Origin of the sequence: Novosphingobium lindaniclasticum LE124 (assembly GCF_000445125.1) — a bacterium.
GTDB lineage: Bacteria > Pseudomonadota > Alphaproteobacteria > Sphingomonadales > Sphingomonadaceae > Novosphingobium > Novosphingobium lindaniclasticum.
This window is the reverse complement of the sequence record NZ_ATHL01000076.1, coordinates 198,831-220,013: the sequence shown is the minus strand read 5'-3', so window position 1 is coordinate 220,013 and position 21,183 is coordinate 198,831. Positions and strand designations below refer to the sequence as shown.

The window sequence follows — 21,183 nt, the reverse complement described above, 5'->3', positions numbered from 1 at the left end:
CAATGCCGCCAAGAGGAAGGCGCGGCCATAATCCGGGGCATGAGAGAGATCGCGCAATGGGCGGGACCGATGGCCGAAGTGCGCCGTGAAGGCACTTCCCGCGCGCGGACGAAAGTCGCCTATTTCGTCAATGTCTATCCCAAGATCAGCCACAGCTTCATCAGGACGGAAATCGCGGCCCTGGAACGCTGCGGCTTTGCAGTCTCCCGGTTCACCCTGCGTCGCTGCAGCGAACGCCTGGATGCGGAGGATCAGGCCGAAAGCGAACGGACCGACGTCCTGTTGGAGGACCGGGCGGGAGCCCTGCGAGCGATGATTTCAGCGGTCCTCGCCAACCCTGGCGCCGCGCTGGGTGCTCTCGCGCTGGCATGGCGGACCTCCGGCGGCCGTTTCAAGGCCTGCGCCTACTTCGCCGAAGCCGCTCTGCTGGCGCATCGGCTCGGACGGTTGGGCATCCGCCACGTCCATGCTCACTTCGGCACCAACCCCGCTGCGGTGGTGCGTCTCGCGGCGCGGATCGCTCCGGTTACCTACAGCTTCACCGTGCACGGTCCCGACGAGTTCGACGATCCGCGCGGCCTCGACTTGCGAGGCAAGATTGCCGAAGCGGCGTTCGTGGCGGGGGTCTCCAGCTATGGCCGAGGCCAACTCATGCGCTGGGCCGCCCCTGAAGATCGGTCGCGCATCCATGTGGTGCGCTGCGCCGCTGGTCCGGGCTTCTTCGACAGCGCTTTGCAGGTCGAGATACCGCAGGCTCCGCATTTCCTCTGCGTCGCCCGTTTGAGCGCGCAGAAGGGGCTGCCGCTGCTAATTGAGGCCATGGCGAGAGTCTCGGCGCGCCGGGCGGTGACTCTGGACATCATCGGCGACGGGGAGGACCGTGCCGCGATCGAGGAGCAGATCGCAAGAAGCGCTTTGACGCACCGCGTCCGTCTGCTCGGCTGGGCCGGACCCGAGACCGTCCGTGCCGCTTTACAGAGCGCCCGCGCGCTGGTGCTGGCGAGCTTCGCGGAGGGACTGCCGGTGGTCCTCATGGAAGCCATGGCGAGCCGCCGCCCGGTCATTGCCACCGCCATCGCGGGCATCCCGGAACTTGTGGATGAGGACGTGGGCTGGCTGGTTCCGTCCGGTTCGCCCGAAGCTCTGGCCCAGGCGCTGGAGGCCGCTGTGGATGCTGCCCCGGCAGCCCTGGCCGCGATGGGAGAGCGGGGGCGCCTGCGCGTGCTGGAGAGGCATGATCCCGATCGCAACGCGGCGGGTCTTGCAGCCCTGCTCGCGCCTCTCGCCCAGACCGAAGCCGCTCAAGGCTAGAGGCTGGCAGGAGGAATCAGTCTCAGAAGGGGCGGCAGGCGGCGCCGCCAGAGGGCGGCGCGGCGCTGACGCTCGGGCAGGCGGCGGACCATCCATTCGACGTCGGCGCGGGACAGGCCCGTGCGTTCGCAGAGAAACGGATGGCGCGGCGGGTCTGCGAAGTAGCTGTAGAACAGCGCCGCGCGATCGCGCGCAATCGCCGGTTTGCCGCGGTGGAAGTAACGCGCCGTATCGCAGAAGACGACGGTGCCGCGCGGACCTTCGCAGCTTACCACATGGCGTTCGTAGCCGGGCCCGAGCCGCCGTTCGAGCTCGCTATCGTCCGACAGGGCATACGTGAAGCCCTCGCGATCGTCCTGTAGCGTGTCGGGGCAGGAGATCTGCTGGAACGGCCCGCCCTCGTCATCGACCGTGTGGAGATAGACTGCGACTTTCAGCATCCGCCGATCTTCCCAATCGCGGTGCCACTTGCGCGTGGAGATCGCCTGGCCGTCAGCGACAGTATAATTGATGGCGACCCCGTCGTAGGCCGCCGGCAGCCCGAGGTAGGCTTCGGCTATGTCCAGCAAACGGCTTTGGAGGCCCCAACGGAAGATCATCGCGCTGCGGGCGATCTGTTCGGGAGGGACGATGATGAAAGGGCGTCCCCCGCGTGCCAGCGCCCGGGCTTCCTCGGCAAAATCCTCGGCAAGCGCAGCGGAACGCGCCAGAACGGCCTCGGCGCCGGCAATGCCCAAGACATCCAGCGTCGTGACGTGGATGCCGCGTTCGTTCAGGTTCTTCACGATCCCCGCGTCTGCGGAGCCAAGCCTTGGCAGCGAGGAGCTATGGCGACGGACGCTGTCGTCGTAACGGCGACCGAGCCAGGAGCGCATATGGCGCTGGTTGAACAGCTTGAGGGTCGTGCGGGCAAGCAGATCGCGCAGCCACCGGCTCTCCTTCAGACCGATCATGGCAGCTCTCCCAAGGGCAGGTTCAGATCGAAGGCGCGTCTTTGCGGCGCCGGTAATAGCGCTCCGAGTAGCCGTAGCCGCTGCGGGGGGCGGGCTGCGAGAGCGACATGTTGAGAATGGAGCCGACGATCGGCGTCGACCCCAGAGCGCCGGATACTTCCAGCACGCCGCTCTTGCGGCTGCGGCCCTCCTGCGCGACCAGCAGCACGCCGTCGGCGGCAGGGGCGATATGAACGAGATCGTCGCCGATCAGGGCCGGTGGCGTGTCGATGATGCAGAGTGCCGCAGGGTCGTCACCGGCCAAGCGCTTCAGTGCGTGGGTGAGCCGGGGTGAAGCCAGCAGCTGCTCCGCGTCGGCATGGGCGCGGCGGACGCGGTGAACGGTGAGGTCGAACCCCTCGATCGGGGCCGCCGTATCCCTCCAGGCCGCCTCGCCTCCCAAGTAATCGTCGATGCCCGGGGCTTCGCCGCAAAGCCCCAGGCGGGCGCCGAGGGTAGGGCGTCTCAGGTCCAGCTCGACCAGGACTGTGGGGCGAACCCGGCTGAGCACGGCGGCAAGGTTCGCCGCCACATGGGTCTTGCCGTTGCCGGCCTCCACCGACGTGACGGCGAAGACGCGGTGCCCCGTCCGCTCGGCATGGGCAAGCAGAGCCGAGCGGATCATGAAGAACGGGTAGAGCTGGTCGCTCATCTGCCCGAAGCCGAAGATGCGATGGGCGGCAAGATGGGATGCGTCCAGCGCGACAAGGGCCGCAACCTGCTCACCGGCCCGGCGTCGCAGCGAGGGAATATCCGGCTCGGCGTTCATCGGCCCGCCTCCCGCCGAGCCCCGGGCCAACAGGCGCGGAGTTTCGTACCGGCCTCGTCTGCCATGCGCGAAAGCCGGCTCTTCTCAGCTACCAGAGGCACGATACCGAACGAGGGCACCTGTATCGCCCGCGCCAGCGTGTCTGCTCCATGGATGGTGCCGCTCAGGAACTCAAAGCCCAGGATCATGCATAGCCCTGCCGCCACGCCGCCGGCAAGTCCCATCGCGAGCAGCATGAGGGGCTTGAGCCCCAAAGGTTGCAGCGGCAGGCTCGGCTGATCGACCACCGTGAAGCGCTCGCCCTTGTCCTCCGACTGAAGGTTGGCGGCGACTTGCGCCTCAAGCTGCTTTTCACGCAAGGAATCGTACTGGCGCTTGATGTTGTCGTACTCGCGCTCGATCATGTTGAGTTCGTAAGCGGCCTGGGGTGCCTGTGCTGCTCGCTGGTCGAGGTCGGCCATCGTTTGCACCAGTTCCGCCCGGCGTCCCGCGAGGATTTCGATGCGCCTGCGTCCGGCCGCGATCTCGGTTTCGATAAGCGTGGTGCCGCTGGGCCGCAGCCGCGTGTGCAAGGCTTTCTGCCGTTCCACTTCGGCGCGTGCGGTAACGACATCGGGAAAAGCATCGGAATGGACGGCCAGAAGCTGCGCGAGACGGTCTTCCGCCCTGGCCAGTCCGTCGGCTGCGCTGAGCGGAGCCTGCCGCAGTTCCTGCTGGCGCGCGGCAAGCAGGCTGTTCTGCTGGATGAGCCCCTGCGTCTCGGCGTCGGTGCGCGACACTTCGGCGCGCAGGGCCGAGCTGGATTGCGCGCTGAGAGCGACGCTACTGGGCAGCGCGCCGGCGTAATGCGCCTCAACACCGCGGCGCTTGTCCTCCAGTTCGCGAAGCTGCCGCCGCAGCTCCTCCGAACGGCTCTCCAGGAAGGAGGCGGTACCCGTGGCCTGCTCGGTGCGAAAACGTTTGTCCTCTACCAGAAACATGCGGGTGAGCTGTTCGGTGACGCCGCGCGCCTTGAGAGCGTCGGGATACTTGAACGAAAGCGTGAAGGCGATCGTGCTGCCGCCGCCCCGCGCCTGATCGGCGCCGACGAGAGCGACGCCGATGTCGCTGCGCATCGCCTCCAGCACGGCGGGGAAATCCATCTGCGCGCGCTTGTCGGGATAGAGGTCGTTGGTCCTGATGAGCCCCGCCAGACTATCACGGCTGACGATCTGCTGGCGGATCTTGGCGATCCGCTCGTCAGCGATATCCGTCAGCGGAGAGGCGACCAGGCTGGTGGGTATCTGGGGGGAATCGATCAGCAGGGTGGCAGCGGACTGGTAGACCGGCTTGCGCAGGGCGATGGCGATTCCCGCTGCCAGCAGTCCCAGCACGATCGGCGCGATCATCCAGCGCCACCGCCTACGGAACATCGCCAGGATTTCGCGCGGATAGACGCCGATGCTGTCGGGATCCACGCCGATCCTCGGTCCGGTGGCAGGCGGCGACGGGGTCATGGGCGGGGAATCCGATAGAGCACGCCGGTCTGCAACGTCACGGAGTCCAGCGGCGTGTCGCCGATCCCGACTCGCCGGCGATATTCGGCACCCCCATAGAGCACGAAACGTCCGTCCAGCCGGTGCTCGTAGCGAGCGATGAGATTGAGAAGTTCGAGCCCCGGCACTTCGAAGCCCTGCAGGCCGGTGCTTCGGGGAACGCGCACGTAGGAACCGCGCGCGACAAGCGTTCCGCGCGCGCTGCTGCGCCAGTCGAAGCTCATCGCGGCGGACGTTTCGCGCTGGATGCCCCCGAAGCTGCCGACGACCGAAGCCACGGCGGCTGAGGCGCAGAACCTCACGCGTCCGGGCTCCTGGCACAGGCTCGCACGGCCCGAGAACTGGACCGGGCCGGTCTCCCGCCGGCTGCCTGTCCCTCGCCGCGATACCCGCGTGGCACCCAGTTCTACAGCCGCATTCCAGGCGCGCGGCAAGCGCCGGGCCGCCTTGCCCAGGATCGACCACGCGTGCGGGTCGCCGCCGGTGGCGGAGCGGCTCCTCGTAACCTGGGCTACAGCGCCGAGCGTGGTCGCGGAATCGATCCGGGTTTCCGCTGCGAGTTCGGCGGAGACGGCGCTGGTGGGAGCGAGCAGCGTGGAACCGCGTGGGTCGATGCGGCTCCAGCCAAGCTGGCCGGTAAATGCGGTGCGGGCGCTGGTGTGCACGGTTGCCGCTTGGGAAAGGTCATGGCGGACCTGAATGCTGACCGGATCGATCGCGCTGTCGACGCTCGAAGCCAGAGCTTCGATCGGCAGCACCCGCTCGAAGGAGGCTGCACTGCGCAGCGAGAGATACTCATTGCGGCGATGGACCAGCGCCACGTCGGCGCGGCCGGTGAGGAAGTGGCCGTATCGCCGCGCGTACTGGCGGTAGGCGACAGCGCCTTCGGTTTCGAGCTTCGTGCGGAAGTCCAGCGGCCATTCGGCGCCCGCTTTCACCGCGAGCTGTCCTCCCGGTGTGACGGTGTCGTCCTCCGGCAGGAGGAAGGGATTGCGGGCGGCGAACAGGCTCATGTCAACCTCGATGCGGGGCTGGCTCTGCGCGGTAGCCACTGCAGGCAGCAAGGCGGCGATGGCCGCGAAGGCAGGGCCGTGAAGCGCAAGTGCGGGCAGGGTGCCATGTCGCGGTGCCGTCACGGAACGACGAGAACATCGCCGCTCGACAGCGTCGGCAGCGGCTTGGCGAGAGTGCCGGGATCCAGGCTGCGACCGCCCTTGAGCAGCTTCTGAAGCTGGACCGGCTCGACGATCTGTCCTTGCTGCGTCTGACGCAGGATCACGGCATGGCGCACATCGGCAAATTCCGCCGTGCCGCCCGCCATGCTGAGCGCCTGGAGCACGTTGGGCGCCGTGCCGCTGGTGAAGCTGCCCGGCGTGCGAACTTTGCCGACCACATAGAACCTCATGCCGGTCGCCCCGCGCAAGGATACGGTGACATCGGGCGGTGCCGCCCGGTAGTTCAGGGAGATCCGCTCCCGCAGTTCCATGGCGATGTCGGAGACGTTGCGGCCGCTGGCCTTTATCGTACCTGCGAGCGGGAAGGCGAAAGTCCCGTCTGGCTGAACGAGCACCTGACGCTGCATCCGCTCCTCGCCCCAGACGAAGACATCGAGTTCGTCGCCCGCATTCACGGTATAGCGCGCGGAGGACGTGCCCGCATCCTGCGCCAAGGCGGGTGGAAGCGCGAACGCGAGCAGTGCCAGAATGCTCGCGATCGTCCGAAACCCGATGGTCGGGCCGCTCAGAACGCTGCATGACAGGGACCGAAGCTGGGCAAGGGACACGGGACCTCCCTGAACGCCGGCATTTTCCGGCAGTCCGCTCCGCAGCCTATCGCCCGCGCCCGCTGCTCGAAATCGTCGGATGGAAGAGCGGTCTTCTCGGGACCGAAAATCCTGCAGAAAGCGCGAATGCGGAACCTGAAAGGCAGGAGCGGATTTTTCGCAGGCGGATTGCCGGTCCCCGTCGCAACAAGAGAACGCCTCCCGGCTCTGCGGCATAGTGGCTCGCGGGGAGAACCATCATGTACCTGGACAAGTTCCACGAGACCACGGAGCATTTCGCGCCGGCGAACGTGCCGGACCTCGCCGCACTGGTCGCGGCGCCGCTAAACGAAGCGGCGGAACGCCGGATCGAGCCGGATTGGACGGAACCGCGCCCTGTCGAATTCCTGGATCTGCAGTTCACCCGCATAAGCATGGTCGAAGCGATCGAGGCGATCGTCGCCCGCCCGCCATCGGCACCCTTTTCCTACATCGTCACGCCCAATGTCGATCACGTCGTCCGGCTCCAACGCCGCCGTTCGGATCTGTGGCCGGCCTATCGCGGCGCCTGGATGACGCTGTGCGACAGCAGGATCCTTGCCCGGATGGCAAACGCCGTAGGCCGCGATCTGCCGGTGGTGACCGGCAGCGATCTGACGGCCGCCCTGTTCGAGCAGCGCATCTGTACCGACGATCGGATCGCGATCCTGGGCGGGACCGAAGACATGGTTTCCCGGATCACCCAGCGGTTTAACTTGCGCGATGTGCGGCACTACAATCCCCCGATGGGGTTCATCCGCGATGCGCGGGAAGTGGCGGAAGCCGTGGGCTTTCTGGTCGAGGCAAAGGCCCGCTACACTTTTCTTGCAGTAGGATCCCCGCAGCAGGAAATCATCGCGCGCCGCGTTTCGCGGACGGCTTGCGCGAGCGGCGTCGGTTTCTGCGTGGGCGCGGGTCTGGAATTCCTCACCGGCGATCAGGAACGCGCCCCGCGCGTGGTGCAGCAGATGTCGCTGGAATGGCTCTATCGGCTGAGCCGCGACCCGCAGCGTCTCTGGCGCCGCTATCTGGTCGAGGGGCCGCAGATATTCCGCATTCACCAGACCTGGCGGCGCATGTCCGTCAGTCTTCCGGGTAGCGCGGGGAGGCTGGTTCCCTGAAGCGTCTGACGGTCGTGACGGGAGTTTGCGCTGCAGCAGCGGCGGCTATCGGCGTCGTCTCCAGCGGGATCGTGAACCGGTTCCCAAGAGCGGAGCAGGCGTTCCCCGTTCTGGCTGCCGGCGCGCCGCACGCGGTTCCGCGAACCACGCTCGGCATCAACCTGTTCGGGCTCCAGACCTTCAATCGCCAACAGGTCTTCGCCAACATGATCGCGCAAAGCGAATGGTTCTCCTCGCGGGGAGAGGGATGGTCGCCCATGCCGGCCGCGCGACTGGACGCCCTCGGCTGGGTGCGCAGCCTAGAGCCCGGTCAGACCGCGCCCCGTCCGCTGGTCCTGCCCGCAGCACCCTTCGGGCCCGCGACGGTGCGCTGCACTTTCGCGGGGAAAGGTGCGCTTCAGGCGGGCGGCGCGGCCCGGCTGATCGACGCGTCGGCCGAAAACGTGGAACTGGAACTGCGCCCGAGCGGCGCGGAGGACGAAGGCGCCTGGGTGGAACTGATCCGCACCGATCCGGCCGACCCCTTGCGCGATCTCGACTGCCGCAAGTCCACATCTCTGCCCGGAGAGCGGTTCGATCCCGAGTTCCTTTCCTTCCTCTCCGGTTTCGAGGTCATCCGCTTCCTCGACTGGCAGCGGACGAACGACAATGCGAAAGTGGCGTGGGCCAACCGGACGCTCCCTACAAGTGCCTCGCAAGTCGGCATTGGCGGCGCTTCGATCGAGGACATGGTCGATCTGGCAAACGCCACCGGGGCGGATCCCTGGTTCCTCATGCCCTACGAGGCCGACGCCGATTACATTCGCGGGTTCGCGAGATTGGTTCGCAAGCGTTTGGACCCCCGCCGCAAGGTCTATGTCGAACTGGGGAACGAAGTGTGGAACCAGATCTTCGACGCCTCGGCCCAAGCCGAGCGCGAGGGCCTGGCCCTCGGTCTGGGCCACGGCGATCCCACAAGGGCGCGAATGGAGCGCTACGCAGGCAAGATCACTGCCGCGATGCGCATCTGGACCGAGGTCTATGCCGATCGCCCCGGTTCCCTCATCCGCGTCTGCGCCAGCCAGCATGCCAATCCCGAACTGGCTCGCATGATACTCGATCACGAGGACACGCGCCGCTGGGTCGATGCGCTGGCTACCGCACCTTACCTCTGGCTGGACCTGGAGGGGCGCAGCCGGAGCAATCTGGACCCCATTTTCGAAGCGATGCCTGATTCAGTCGAGCGAACATTCGCCATGGCGGCCGCCAATCGGGAGATCGCCGCCGCCCATGGCCTGCGATACATCGCCTATGAGGGCGGCCAGCATCTCGTCACCCGCGACATCGACCTCGCCCGCGCGGTGCAGCGAGACGCGCGGATGGCTCGAGTTTACGACCGCTACCTGGAGGGCTGGCGCCGACGTTTCGGCGATACGCTGACGCTCTATGCCTCCACCGCGCCGATCGGGGAGTATGGGGCCTGGGGCCTGCGCGAATATGCCGGACAGCCGGCCGACGAAACGCCCAAGCTCACCGCCGTCCGCCGGTTCCAGCGGGAAGCACGGTGAACCGGCAGGCCGTGCAGGCCTTCGCCGGAACCGCCTTGGTTCTGGCCGCGCTCGGCGGCGCCTACTACGCGATCCATGCAGCGCTCTACGTGGCATGCGTGAGCACGGCCGGGGTAGTTTCGTTCCTGGTCTGCCTGCGCCGCGCGCACCGCGACGATATGGCCTTGCGCAGTCTCATCTGCGTCGTCGCCATGCCGCTGCTGGCCTGGTCGCTGACCGGCGCGCGGCTCCTGCACCTGGCCATGTGCCTGTGGGTGCCGCTCCTGGCAGGCCGGCCCGAGCGGATCGCGCCGCTCTATCTTTTCAGCCTGCTCCTGCTGCCGCCGCTGGACACTCCGGTCGAACTGGGGGCGCTGAAGCTGTTCGACTTCGGCGTGCAGGATGGTCTGGCCGTCGGCGCCGCAGTCGCGATCTGGCTGAAACCCCTTGGCACCGGCAGCCGGATCGCCAGCGATGGCTGGGTCGCGCTCCTGCTGCTCATGCTGGGCATGGCGCTTTCCCGCGAGACCAGCGCCACGAATTTTCTGCGCACGACCGTCAACCTCGTGCTCGATCTGGGGCTGCCTTATTATATCCTGAGCCGGGGCATCGCCGATGTAGACGGGCAGCGCGGCGCCTTGCGCTGGCTGGCCTGCGGCGGCGTCGCGTTGACCGCAGTGCTGATGCTGGAGACCTGGCGCAGTTGGCCGATCTACAACGAGCTTTACGGCCAATACAACGTGCCCATGGTGCTGCTGGTCAAGGCGCGGGGCGGCCTGCTGCGGGCGGGAGGACCGTTCGTCGAGCCGACCTCCATGGCGCTCGTGCTCGCCCTCTGCCTGGCCGCGCTCAGCGTGTTGCGAGATGATTTTCGCTCCCGAGCGCAGTACATGGGTCTGCTGGCGATGACTTTCGTCGGCGTTTGCGCGCCTCAGTCGCGCGGGGCCTGGATCGGGCTGGGCCTCGCTGTCATCGCCATGGCGATCTATCGAGGCCGCTGGCGCGCGCTGCTGGCGACCGGCGCCAGCCTGGGGATGGTGATCGGCCTGGTCATCCTGACTGCCATGCTCTCGCCTGGCTTCGCCGAAGCGCTCGGCCTTTCCGGCGGCAGTGCCAGCGAAACCACCACGTACCGCCGCGAGCTTTTCGAACAGGGCAAGGACGCGTTCTGGCAAAGTCCTCTGCTCGGCCATTCGATGCCGCAGCTCAATATCCTGCTGGCGGACCTTCGTCAGGGAGAGGGCATCATCGATTTCGTCAACACCTACCTCTGGATCGCGCTCATCGGGGGAACGGCGGGCCTCCTGATCTTCATCGGTAACTTCCTGGACCCGCTGATCGCCTTGTGGAAGCGGCGTCGCCAGCTGCACCGGACGCCCGCAGAGGCGCCCGCTGCTTTCGCTTTCGGCGTGCTGGTCATGCTCGGCGAGATGTTGTTCTTCACCTCGTTCGGCGGCCGACCTGCTTTCCTGACGCTGGGTCTGTTCGGCCTCGGCGCCGCGATCCTGAGGCGGCCCGGTTCTATCGCTCACGAAGCGAGGCGGCCTTTGCCTGAGCCCGTGAGCTAGACCAGGAGGGGGCCGATCAGGATCGTGCCGAGCCATCCGCTGCCGACCCCGGCCAGACCCACCGCAAGGAACAGGAGTTCCTCCCTCATGTCCAGCAGTCCCGCCAGACGCAGTCGGAGCCATTTCACGACCAGCGCGGGCGCCTCCATCAGGCCGACCGCCAGCACCAGACCGATCTGGCCGAGGACCAGGTAGCCGGCAAAGCCCGCTGCCGTTAGCCAGACCAGTTTGACCACGCTGGCTTCCAACGTCGCGCTGATCCGGCCGGTCGCCGTCAGAGCCTCGTTCGCGGCGTTCGAAGGCAGGGCCAGCAGCGAGGAGATGCAGAGGATCTGGAGGTATCCGGCGGCCGCTGCGTAGCGATCGTCATAGAGCACGCTAACGATCATCGGCGCGCTGCCGATCACGCCGCCGGCCGCAAAGCCGTAGAGCAGCGCCGGCAGCCGCCGCTTTTCGTAGAAGCGGTGTCGCAGGTCGTCCGTACCGTCTCGCCATGCCTGGGCATAGGCGGGATAGAGCACCCGGCTGGCGTAATTCGCGGCGAAGGCCAGCGGTGCCGACGCGAGGTTTCCTGCCAGGATGTAGAAGCCGAATTGGTCTAGCGGCATGAGTTTGGCCAGCACGAGCTTGTCGCACTGGGAGATCAACAGGAAGATGATGCTGGACCCGGTGACATAGCGGGCGAACTTCCACAGCGCGCGAAGCGTCTCGCGGTCGAGCCGGAACCAGCGGCGGGATCCGGCGAACACCGCGTAGCTGAGCACGGTTTTCAGGAGACCGCTGACGAATAGCCCGACAAGGATGGCCCAGTAGTTCCCCCAGGCCCAGGCCAAGGCCGCGCTCGCCGCGATCTGCACGATCAGCACGACCAGTTCCAGTGCCGAGAGCCGCAGGATCAGACGGTGCCGAACTGCCGTCAGCAGGCTGGTGGAAGCAAGCCCCTCGATCACGAACGTCAGTCCCGAGGCGGCGATCAGCGGCGCAAGCTCGGGTTTTCCGAAAGTACGGGAGAGCGGCACCGCCAGAGCCGCCACTGCAAGGGCAAGCAGCAGCGAGCGGATCAGCGACACCGTCCACACGGTATCGAGAAAGCGCTTGTCCTCGCCGTTCTCCTGTCGGACCACGAAAGCCTGAAACCCGAGGTCGGTGGCCAGGGCTACGGTGAACTGGACCGAGGCGATCACCCCGGAGATCCCGAAGACTTCCGGCACCAGAAGCCGCGTCAGCACCATGCCCGAAACGGCGCGCAGCAGGTTGTTGAGAACGACCGAGACGACGACCACGTTGGTGTCGCGCGCGGCGTAGTCGCGCAGCCGAGACCAGGCGGCGAGCGGCGAGGAACGGTTCTGCCAGGCTTGGCTCGCTGTCTGCTCGCTCATGGCGCCTTGCCGGCGATGGTGCGGTCGTAGCAGTCCAGCAGTTTATCGCCCACCACATCCAGAGAGAACTCGACAGCGCAGCGTTCGCGAGCGGCATTGCCCATCGCCGCTGCATTCTGCGGGTTGCCCATGAGCCGGTCGAGTGCGTCGGCGAGGGCCTGGTGATCGGCTACCGGCGCCAGCAGGCCGCTTCGGCCATCGATCACGATTTCCTCGGCGCCGGGCCAGGCCGTCGTCACCAGCGGGCTTCCGGCGGCCATGGCTTCCAGCAGGATGTAGGGGAAGTTCTCCCAGCGTGAACTGATGACCGTCACCATGGCGCTCATCCGCAGCGGGATGATTTCGGCCGGTTTCAACAGGCCCCGATAAGTGATCCGCGAAAGGGTTTCGGGCACGAGGCGCGTGGCGGCGAACTGCTCGAAACCCATGCGCTCGCCCGGTCTCGTCTCCAACCCCTCGTCCGGGCCCACCAGAGTGAGCCGGGCCAGCGGCCGCAGCCGAAGGAGCTGTTCGAAGGCCAGCAGCATGGTGTCTGCGCCTTTCCAGAAGTCGAAGCGGCCCACCATCAGCACATGGTTGGGATCGGCATGCTCCAGCCTCCAGCGCGGTGCATCGGAACGCAGGCGAATGGGATTGGCGATAACGGCCGAGTACCGCTCCGGGTCGCGGCCATAGCTGCGGCATGCCCCCGCCATGATGGCCCGCGTCGGCGCAGTCACGACCGGCGCGCTGCGCACGGCTAAGGCTTCGGCGGCACAGCGCCGTCGTTCATCCCGCCGCTCCGCATCGGTCAGAAGACGATCGGGCTTGAGGGCCTGCGGTCCATGCAGGCGCGTGACCACGGGTACCGGGATCGCCCGGCCGGCCAGTTCGGACCAGCCGAAACTCTCCTCCATCTCGACGATGTCGAAGGGCCGGAGCCGATGGGCGGCGGCAATCTCGCGCGCGACGCGCCGGCCGACTTCGGGCAGGGCTCCGTCCGGATGCTTGCGCCAGCGCGCCAGTTTCCGTTCAGCCCGGGCGAGCACGTTCGCCGCGCCGCGCGGGGCAAGCGATAGAGCGCTGCCGTCGCCAAGGTAGAGCCGCTCCTGGGAAATGACCGATACGTCGTGCCCGCGCGCGATGAAGTGGTCGCGCACGGCAGAGACGTAGCTGACGATGCCGTTGGCCCCGCGCGACGGCGGCCAATGGGGGGAACAGAGCCCGATATGCACGCAGAGTCCTCCCGCTGCGGGTAGGCCGAAAATCTACGAAGCGGCCGCCAGGCTGTCGATCATGAGAACTTCCAAGGGAGTTTCCTGCCTGCACTGTGCTGGATCGGAGCGTTATCGTCGCCACAGGGCTCGCTGCGGTTTGCCGCGGCTCCTGCCCAGGCGAAAGGGGGGGAGATGGCGTTTCTGGAACTCACCGACCTGGGCGGTTACAGATGCTTCGATCAGGAGGCCTGCAAGGCTGCCGGATCTGCAGCCGCCGCCGAGTATCGCGCGAACCAGCCGTTCCCGCATGTCATGCTGGATGATTTCCTCACCCCCGATGTCCTGCGGCAAGTGCTTTCGGAATTTCCCGATAGCACGGGACAGGACTATTTCGATCGGGACCAGGAGCGCCTGAAGTTCCAGTTTCGGCCCGATCAGTGCAAAGGGCCGGCAACGCGCATGCTCTTCGCCGAATTGAACTCGGGTGCCTTCCTTGCCTTTCTTTCCGCCCTCACCGGCATACGGGGGCTGATCCCGGATCCCTATCATGCCGGGGCCGGACTGCACGAGACGCGAAACGGCGGTCATCTCGGCATCCATGCCGATTTCCCGCATCACGGGCGCATGAAGGTGGAACGGCGGCTCAATCTGCTCATCTATCTCAACGAGGACTGGTCGGCGGACTATGGCGGCGCTCTGGAACTCTGGGATCGGGGAATGACCCGGGCCTGCCGCCGCATAGAGCCCGCGTTCGGCCGCGCGGTGATCTTCAGCACCGATCGAGATACCTATCACGGCCACCCCGATCCGCTCACCTGCCCACCAGAACGCTCGCGCCGCTCGATCGCCACGTACTACTATACGGCGATCGGCACGAGCCTGCCGGCGATCGAACGGACTACGGACTTCCGCGCACGTCCGGGAACGGGCGACAGGGCCGATTGGCGGGTGCGGCTTCACAATCTCAAGTCCGACTGGCTGCCGCCGATCCTTCAGCGTCGCAATCGCGAACCGCTGGAGGCCATGCCGGCCGATCGCGCGGGGGTAGGTTCCTGATGCTCGTGATTGTAGCCTGGGCGGTGGCGCTGACCGCCTCGCTCCCTGCCGTAGTGCTGGCGATCGAATGCGCTCTGGGACTTTTCCCGCGCCGCCCGCGCGCAAGCTGCGCCGCAGCGCCGCCGTACATCGTGCTCATGCCCGCCCATGACGAGGCGCGGGGCATTGCGCCGGTGATCGCCGCCATTCTCGCCGAACTGCGCCCTTGCGACCGGCTCGTGGTGGTCGCCCACAACTGCACGGATGCAACTGCCGCAGTTGCGCGCGGCCTTGGTGCCATGGTCGTCGAACGTGATGACCCTTCAAGGCGCGGTAAGGGCCATGCTCTCGAATTCGGCCGCGACTTCATCGCCGCTGCGCCTTCGTTGCGGTCGGCGCGCGTAGTTACCGTGGTAGATGCGGATTGTATTCCGGCAGCAGGCGCACTGGCCACGATCGCGGCGGCTGCATTCGAGCGGCGAGCCGTCGTCCAGGGCGCCTACCTGATGGCGCCGCCGCACGAGGCCGATGCCATGGTGCGCGTGTCCTGCTTCGCCTTCCTGGTGAAGAACCTGGTCCGCCAGGCCGGACTGCACCGCCTGGCGGGCATGGCTCTGCTGCAAGGATCGGGAATGGCCTTTCCGCGCTCCGTCTTCGCGGAAAGGCGCTGGGCTACCGGCTCGCTCGTCGAAGACCTCGATATGGGACTGGACCTGCTGCTGTCCGGACAAAGCGTGGTTTTCGCGCAGGATGCTCGTTTCATCAGCGGGGCGAGTTCCCGTCACGGCACCCGGGGACAGCGGCGGCGCTGGGAGCACGGTATGTTGCAAACCGCGTTTCGCCATGTACCGAAATTGTTGGCGGCCGCGACACGCCGGAAGCGCGGAGGTCTGGTGCTGATGGCGCTCGACTTGCTGATCCCGCCAACTGTCCTCCTGCTCGTGGCGCTCGCTCTTGCGACATTGCTCGTTGCGCTTACTGACGGCATTGGCGGCTTACTGGTCACGGTGGCGAGTGCGCAAGCCCTGCTGGCGAGCGCGTTGTTCGCGGCATGGCGGCGCGAAGCGCGAGATATTCTCCCGCCCGCGAGCCTCTGGCAAGTGCCGGGCTACGTCTTGTGGAAGATACCGCTACTCCTGCAGTTCGTCACGCGGCGCGAGCGCGCGTGGGTGCGAACGGAGCGAGATCGGTGAACGACCCGGGCTTCGTCATCATCGGCCGCAACGAAGGGGCAAGGCTGGCGCTGTCCATCGATAGCGTGCAGCGGGAAACCTCGCTGGTCGTCTATGTCGACTCCGGCTCGTCCGACGGAAGCGTTAGCTTCGCCAAGGCGCGCGGCCTGCCGGTGGTGGAACTCGATCCAGCCTTGCCGTTCACGGCGGCAAGAGCGCGGAACGCGGGTTTCGGCTGGTTGATGCGCTGCCATCCCGAGCTCGAATTCGTGCACTTCATCGACGGGGATTGCGAACTCGTCCCCGGCTGGCTGGACCGAGCCATGCTCGCCATCCGCTCGGACGATCGCCTGGCGGCGGTCTGCGGGCGGCGGCGCGAGCGGGATCCGAAAGCGAGTCCCTACAACGGTCTCTGCGATCACGAATGGGATACGCCGATCGGCCTGCGCGAGACTTGCGGGGGAGACGCGCTGTTCCGCACCGCGCCGCTGCGCAGCGTGGGCGGGTTCCGCGAGGATCTGATCGCCGGAGAGGAGCCGGATCTGTGCCACCGCATCCGCAAGCGGGGATGGCTGATCCGGCGGATCGATGCCGACATGACGGTCCACGATGCGGCCATGACCCGGTTCTCGCAGTGGTGGCAGCGCAACCGCCGCAGCGGCTATGCCACGGCGGAGGCGCTCGCCTTGCGCGGGAAGGGGAACCGCCCGTTGTGCAAGGCGGCGGCGAGCAATGTACTCTGGGCCTTGCCGCCCATGTGGATCCTGTGGCCGCTGCTGTGGTTTCGCGTGTGCAGGCGGAGCGGGCCGATGGTGGCCTGCTTCATCACCTTGGGCAAGATCCCGCATTGCCAGGGGCAGTTGCAGTATTGGTTACGATCTTCGCGCGGCAAGGCGGAAAACCGTCGAACAAGGCTGATAGAGTACAAGTAAAGCCAATATCATCCCGGATCATGATGCGTCCGTAATTTCCGCCACCATGAATTTCCGCACCGAGTTGACGAACTATCCCAGCGTGTAAGCTGTTTATAGGGTCCGATGTCGAGGAGAACATCATGGCTTCGACAATCGATTCGGAAATGGGCGGCGCTCTGGTCGACATGTTTGCGCTCGGCAAGCAATCCGGAGGCCAGCGTTATCGCTCCGTTCTGATCGGTGATGAAACTCTGCTGGCCCAATGCGGCGAGATGCTGCGAAGCAGGGCGCACGAGATCGTTGCGGTGGTGGCAGGGCAAACGACCCCGGCAGCGGACTGGGCCCGTCGCAACCGGATACCTCTGCTCACTCGGACCCGCGATCTCCTTGCAGTAGACAGTGCCCCGCTCAATTGGATCTTCAGCATATCGAACCTCTCCGTCGTGCCCGACGAAGTGCTGGCGCTCGCCTCGCTAGGCGCGATCAACTTCCACGACGGCCCGCTACCCGCCCGAGCGGGGCTCAACACGCCGGTCTGGGCCTTGCTCGAGGGCGAGCGCGATCACGGCGTGACCTGGCACCTGATGACGGACACGGTAGATGCCGGGCCGGTATTGGCAGCCGAACCCGTTCGGGTGGAGGAGGGTGAGACGGCCTTTTCGCTCAACACCCGCTGTTTCGAGGCAGGCTTGCGCAGCTTTGCGGGCATTGTGGATGATCTGGAAGGAGCGGTCACTCGCGCCCTGCCGCAGGCGCATGCGCCGCTACGCATCTACGGCCGGGAGCATCGCCCGTCAGCCGCCGCGACGATCGATTGGACGCGCCCGGCAAACGATATCGCGCGGCTGGTTTGCGCGCTCGACTTCGGGCCGTATGCCAACCCTATGGCGCTGCCCAAGGCCGTCATCGGCGAGACACTTGCTTTGGTTCAACAGGTCAGCGTGCTCGACCATCGCTCCGGACGGCCCGCCGGAACTATCCTCCGGGGCGGCGAAATACCGATAGTGGCGACCGGCGACCGGGATTTGCGTATCGATCGGATGGCCTCGCTCGATGGAGCGCCGATGCTCCTGCCGGAGGAGTCTTCGGGCGCTGTTTTCGCCACGCTGGATCCGGAGCAGCGAGCGCGGCTAGATCGGCTTGATACAGCCATCGGCCGGCACGAGCCCTGGTGGCGTAGGCGACTCCAAAGCCGCGACAGCCTCCAAATTCCTGCCTTTCGCTCCCGGCCGGAGGGGAGAGCAGGGCAGTGGGCGCGCCTGGATGCCGCGCTGCTTTCTGGGACGACTGAAGACATGCTGGCGGCGATCCTCGGGTGGCTCGCCCGCGTTGCCGATCGCGATACCGTGGAGATCGGCTTTTCGGACGGGATAACCCGCGCGGGTCTGGACGATTTGGCGCTCTGGTTCGCTTCCGAGCTTCCGCTCAAGGTCGCCGCCGACTTCGACGCGCCGCTATCGAAACTGGCTCGTAACCTGGAACGGGAGATCGCCCAGTTGCGCCGCCACATCGGCTATTCCGCCGATCTCCTGGCACGAAGCCCGGAGCTACGCGGCCTCGCCATGGAGCATCCGGTGGCGGTGCGCATCGTGGATCGGCTCGGGGAGGAAGTGCCTCCGGGGCAGAACGTGCTCGACGTGGCGATATGCCCTGCGGAGGCAAGCTGCCGCTGGACTTATGATGTAAGCCGGTTGCCGGAGGCAGATGCGCGCGACCTGCTGGCCGGTTTCGAAGCGTTTCTATCTGCCGCCGATGCCGCACCGGACACGGCGCTCGGGCGGCTGTCGATATTGTCTGACTCCGAACGTGCATTGGTGCTCGACAGCTGGAACGAGAACTCGCTTCACCCTGCTGGAGAAGCCCCATGGTATCGTGACTTCGCCGAACAGGCTGCGAGGAGGCCCGATAATTTGGCCGTAACCGCAGGCAACGTTTCGCTGACCTATGGACAGTTGGATGCCCTTTCCAATCGGATGGCACGCTTACTGATCGCGCAGGGCGTCGGCAAGGAAACGCTGGTAGGTCTGCACCTGTCCCGATCGGCGGAGATGCTTGCCTGCCTCATCGCGGTACACAAGGCCGGGGGCGGTTACGTGCCGCTGGATCCTGCATATCCGCAAGACCGGATCGCGCACATGATCGCCGATTCGGGCATGACCCTGATCGTTAGCGAAGCCCGTCCGACGTCTCCGCTGCCGAAAACCGAAGCACGGGTTCTTGCGCTGGAAGATCTGCGCAGCGCAGCTGCCGCGTTCTCCGGCGATCCGTTCGACGGTAGTTCCAGCGGTGCCGACCTTGCCTACATGATCTACACGTCCGGTTCCACGGGACGGCCGAAGGGCGTGGTGGTCGAGCACCGCAACCTGCGCAACTTTTTCACCGGGATGGACGCTCATCTGGAGCCCGAGGGCACCTGGCTGGCAGTGACCAGCCTGAGTTTCGATATTTCGACGCTCGAACTGCTCTGGCCGCTGACGAAAGGCTGCCATGTCGTCCTGGCTTCGGAGCGGCAAGTGCGCGGCGATCTGGCTCCCGCGGCTCCCGCGCGCCATATCGGTTTCAGCCTGTTCTATTTCGCCAGTTCCGGCGGGAGCAATCCGGCCGATGCTTATCGGTTGCTGCTGGAAGGCGCACATTTTGCCGACGAGCATGGTTTTGAGGCCGTGTGGACGCCGGAGCGACATTTCCACGATTTCGGCGGGCCTTACCCCAATCCCTCGGTGGCCTCGGCGGCGATCGCGGCCGTCACTTCGCGGATCGCCATTCGCGCGGGCAGCGTGGTGGGTACGCTCCACCACCCCGTGCGGATCGCGGAGGAGTGGGCGCTGGTCGACAACTTGTCGAAGGGCCGGGTCGGAATAGCTTTCGCATCGGGCTGGCAGCCGAACGATTTCGTGCTCAATCCGGCGGCGTTTGCGGATCGGGCAGCATCTCTCAAGGCCTGCATGGAGGACGTGCGTGCGCTCTGGCGGGGCGAGAGCCGCCGCTTCCCCGGGCCGCTCGGCGGCGATGTCGAAGTGCTTACATATCCCCGGCCCATTCAGCCCGAGCTTCCCTGCTGGATCACCTCGGCTGGAAACATCGCGACATTCGTCGAGGCCGGGCGAGCGGGGGCCTTCGTGCTGACGCATCTGCTCGGGCAATCGATCGAGGAGGTGGCGGAAAAGATCGCAGCCTATCGCCAGGCTTGGCGCGAGGCGGGTCATGCCGGAGAGGGGCACGCAACGCTCATGCTCCACACGTTCCTTGGCGAGGACGAGGCGGAAGTCCGCGAACGCGTTCGCGGTCCGTTGATTGCATACTTGCGCACGGCAACGGCGCTCCTGCGCGACTATGCCTGGTCGTTCCCCGCCTTCAAGCGTCCGGGCGGCGCCGGGGCGAGCGGAGACGTGGACCTGGGCAGCCTCAGCGAGGCCGAGACGGAGGCGCTGCTGGACCATGCCTTCGAACGCTACTTCGAGACGAGTGGATTGTTCGGCACGCCCGAGGACAATCTGGCCCTGATCCGGCGTCTGGGAACCCTGGGGGTGGACGAGATCGGCTGCCTGATCGACTTCGGCATCGATACCGACACCGTCATCGCGCATCTGCCCGCGATCAACCGGCTTCGCGGTTTGGCGCAGGAGAGCGGAAAGGAGCGGGCCGGCGAATGCCCGTTGCACGAACTGATCCGGCGCCATGGAGTCACGCACCTCCAGTGCACCCCATCGCTGCTGCAGGCACTGGCGAGCGATCCTGCGGCACGTCCCGCGCTGGCGGGCTTGAAGCGTCTGATGGCGGGAGGAGAGGCGTTTCCGCCTGGTCTGGCGCAAGACATGCTGGGGCTGGTGAACGGCAGCGTGATGAACATGTATGGCCCTACGGAAACGACCGTATGGTCTACAGTTCACACCATAGTTCCGATCGACAAGGCTCCGCCGCTGGGCCGCCCCCTCGCCAACCAGCAGGTCTATGTTCTCGACCGTAGGCTCGAGCCGGTGAGACCCGGCACGCCGGGCGAACTGGTAATCGGCGGGGCAGGGGTCGTGCGAGGCTATCACCGACGACCCGAGCTTACCGCCGAGCGTTTCGTTCCGCATCCCTTCCACCCCGGCGAGCGGGCCTATCGCACAGGAGATCTGGCACGTCAGGGGGCCGACGGTACGCTGGAGTTTCTCGGCCGATTGGACCAGCAGGTGAAGATCCGGGGCCATCGGATCGAACTGGGCGAGATAGAAGCCGCGCTCGCCGCGCAAGCGGAAGTAAGCGAAGCCGTCGTGGTGGCTCGGGGCGAGGGCGGGACGACACGTCTCGTCGGCTATGTCGTTCCGGTCAGCCCGGCGGCGGCGTTCGATGCGTTGCGCGACCGTCTGCGGGAACGCTTGCGGATCCAGTTGCCGGAATTCATGGTCCCCGGTTCCTTCGTGCTGCTCGATGCCCTGCCGAGAACGCCGAACGGCAAGATCGATCGCAAGGCACTGCCCGAGCAGGGGAAGGAACAAGCCGCCCGACCGGCCGCGACATCCGAAGGCTCGAGCCAGAAGGTGTCCGTCGAAACCGCGGCCACGCCGTTCGAAGCGAAAATTCGCGCGATCTGGTGCGACCTCCTGCATCTTTCGCATGTCGGCCGCGAGGATAACTTCTTCGACATCGGCGGTCATTCGCTGCTGGCGATCCAGTTGCATCGACGGCTTCTCGCCATCGCGCCGGGTGCGGTCTCCCTGACCGACATCTTCCGCTTTCCGACCATCGCCGCCTTAGGCGCGCACCTTTCCAGCGAAAGCGCGCCGGATGCCGCCACGCGCGAGGGTCAGGACCGTGCACTGGCCCGACGCGCGGCACAGCTGCGCCGGGGAGCGGTTCGCTCCGTGATGAGGACCTGACA

Annotated in this window: 15 protein-coding genes; 8 read left to right on the top strand and 7 right to left on the bottom strand. The window is 66.3% G+C overall.

Annotated features, from left to right (window positions below):
- Nucleotides 1–39: 39 nt before the first annotated feature.
- Entirely contained in the window at nucleotides 40–1,311 is a 1,272-nt protein-coding gene (locus tag L284_RS36170) for a glycosyltransferase (protein WP_031342223.1), read from the top strand.
- Here the strand turns inward: L284_RS36170 and L284_RS36165 are convergent.
- The 5 genes from L284_RS36165 to L284_RS36145 are packed head-to-tail and all read right to left on the bottom strand — an operon-like array spanning nucleotide 1,308 to nucleotide 6,390.
- Nucleotides 1,308–2,264, bottom strand: coding sequence for a hypothetical protein (locus L284_RS36165; protein WP_021234216.1), 957 nt, complete (start codon nucleotides 2,262–2,264; stop codon nucleotides 1,308–1,310). The genes L284_RS36170 and L284_RS36165 overlap by 4 nt on opposite strands.
- Nucleotides 2,265–2,286: 22 nt before the next feature.
- On the bottom strand, nucleotides 2,287–3,072 hold the full coding sequence (locus L284_RS36160; RefSeq protein ID WP_031342220.1) for a CpsD/CapB family tyrosine-protein kinase: 786 nt from the start codon (nucleotides 3,070–3,072) through the stop codon (nucleotides 2,287–2,289).
- Nucleotides 3,069–4,568, bottom strand: coding sequence for a GumC family protein (locus L284_RS36155; RefSeq protein WP_021234214.1), 1,500 nt, complete (start codon nucleotides 4,566–4,568; stop codon nucleotides 3,069–3,071). Before L284_RS36155 ends, L284_RS36160 begins: the two co-directional genes overlap by 4 nt.
- Complete coding sequence (locus tag L284_RS36150; protein WP_021234213.1) at nucleotides 4,565–5,743, bottom strand: hypothetical protein; 1,179 nt, start codon at nucleotides 5,741–5,743, stop codon at nucleotides 4,565–4,567. Before L284_RS36150 ends, L284_RS36155 begins: the two co-directional genes overlap by 4 nt.
- Nucleotides 5,740–6,390: a polysaccharide biosynthesis/export family protein gene (locus tag L284_RS36145; RefSeq protein WP_021234212.1), complete on the bottom strand. Its 651-nt coding sequence runs from the start codon at nucleotides 6,388–6,390 to the stop codon at nucleotides 5,740–5,742. Before L284_RS36145 ends, L284_RS36150 begins: the two co-directional genes overlap by 4 nt.
- Nucleotides 6,391–6,629: 239 nt before the next feature.
- Here L284_RS36145 and L284_RS36140 point away from each other — a divergent pair, with 239 nt between their 5' ends.
- The 3 genes from L284_RS36140 to L284_RS36135 are packed head-to-tail and all read left to right on the top strand — an operon-like array spanning nucleotide 6,630 to nucleotide 10,623.
- Nucleotides 6,630–7,529: a WecB/TagA/CpsF family glycosyltransferase gene (locus L284_RS36140; RefSeq protein ID WP_021234211.1), complete on the top strand. Its 900-nt coding sequence runs from the start codon at nucleotides 6,630–6,632 to the stop codon at nucleotides 7,527–7,529.
- Between the two features lie 14 nt (nucleotides 7,530–7,543).
- Nucleotides 7,544–9,076 (top strand): hypothetical protein, encoded by a 1,533-nt coding sequence (locus tag L284_RS0124230; protein WP_021234210.1) that lies wholly within the window; start codon nucleotides 7,544–7,546, stop codon nucleotides 9,074–9,076.
- Nucleotides 9,073–10,623, top strand: a complete 1,551-nt coding sequence (locus L284_RS36135) for an O-antigen ligase family protein (RefSeq protein ID WP_021234209.1) — start codon at nucleotides 9,073–9,075, stop codon at nucleotides 10,621–10,623. The genes L284_RS0124230 and L284_RS36135 overlap by 4 nt, the downstream gene beginning before the upstream one ends.
- Here the strand turns inward: L284_RS36135 and L284_RS36130 are convergent.
- Entirely contained in the window at nucleotides 10,620–12,002 is a 1,383-nt protein-coding gene (locus L284_RS36130; RefSeq protein WP_021234208.1) for an oligosaccharide flippase family protein, read from the bottom strand. The genes L284_RS36135 and L284_RS36130 overlap by 4 nt on opposite strands.
- A complete protein-coding gene (locus tag L284_RS36125) occupies nucleotides 11,999–13,216 on the bottom strand; it encodes a glycosyltransferase family 4 protein (protein WP_021234207.1) in 1,218 nt (405 codons plus the stop codon). Before L284_RS36125 ends, L284_RS36130 begins: the two co-directional genes overlap by 4 nt.
- 174 nt (nucleotides 13,217–13,390) lie before the next feature.
- Between L284_RS36125 and L284_RS36120 the strand changes: the two genes are divergently transcribed.
- From L284_RS36120 to L284_RS36105, 4 genes are all read left to right on the top strand, one after another.
- Nucleotides 13,391–14,254 carry a 2OG-Fe(II) oxygenase gene (locus L284_RS36120; protein ID WP_021234206.1) on the top strand — a complete coding sequence of 288 codons (864 nt, stop codon included), beginning with the start codon at nucleotides 13,391–13,393 and terminating at the stop codon, nucleotides 14,252–14,254.
- Nucleotides 14,254–15,426 carry a glycosyltransferase family 2 protein gene (locus L284_RS36115; RefSeq protein WP_021234205.1) on the top strand — a complete coding sequence of 391 codons (1,173 nt, stop codon included), beginning with the start codon at nucleotides 14,254–14,256 and terminating at the stop codon, nucleotides 15,424–15,426. Before L284_RS36120 ends, L284_RS36115 begins: the two co-directional genes overlap by 1 nt.
- Nucleotides 15,423–16,337, top strand: coding sequence for a glycosyltransferase (locus tag L284_RS36110; RefSeq protein ID WP_040713308.1), 915 nt, complete (start codon nucleotides 15,423–15,425; stop codon nucleotides 16,335–16,337). The genes L284_RS36115 and L284_RS36110 overlap by 4 nt, the downstream gene beginning before the upstream one ends.
- 122 nt (nucleotides 16,338–16,459) lie before the next feature.
- Nucleotides 16,460–21,181, top strand: a complete 4,722-nt coding sequence (locus L284_RS36105; protein ID WP_021234203.1) for a MupA/Atu3671 family FMN-dependent luciferase-like monooxygenase — start codon at nucleotides 16,460–16,462, stop codon at nucleotides 21,179–21,181.
- Nucleotides 21,182–21,183 lie beyond the last annotated feature (2 nt).

Excerpts from the sequence above, each read along its gene's own strand:
- L284_RS36170 (WP_031342223.1), top strand. The coding sequence starts at position 40 with ATGAGAGAGATCGCGCAATGGGCGGGACCGATGGCCGAAGTGCGCCGT.
- L284_RS36165 (WP_021234216.1), bottom strand. The coding sequence starts at position 2,264 with ATGATCGGTCTGAAGGAGAGCCGGTGGCTGCGCGATCTGCTTGCCCGC.
- L284_RS36160 (WP_031342220.1), bottom strand. The coding sequence starts at position 3,072 with ATGAACGCCGAGCCGGATATTCCCTCGCTGCGACGCCGGGCCGGTGAG.
- L284_RS36155 (WP_021234214.1), bottom strand. The coding sequence starts at position 4,568 with ATGACCCCGTCGCCGCCTGCCACCGGACCGAGGATCGGCGTGGATCCC.
- L284_RS36140 (WP_021234211.1), top strand. The coding sequence starts at position 6,630 with ATGTACCTGGACAAGTTCCACGAGACCACGGAGCATTTCGCGCCGGCG.
- L284_RS36130 (WP_021234208.1), bottom strand. The coding sequence starts at position 12,002 with ATGAGCGAGCAGACAGCGAGCCAAGCCTGGCAGAACCGTTCCTCGCCG.
- L284_RS36120 (WP_021234206.1), top strand. The coding sequence starts at position 13,391 with ATGGCGTTTCTGGAACTCACCGACCTGGGCGGTTACAGATGCTTCGAT.
- L284_RS36115 (WP_021234205.1), top strand. The coding sequence starts at position 14,254 with ATGCTCGTGATTGTAGCCTGGGCGGTGGCGCTGACCGCCTCGCTCCCT.
- L284_RS36105 (WP_021234203.1), top strand. The coding sequence starts at position 16,460 with ATGGCTTCGACAATCGATTCGGAAATGGGCGGCGCTCTGGTCGACATG.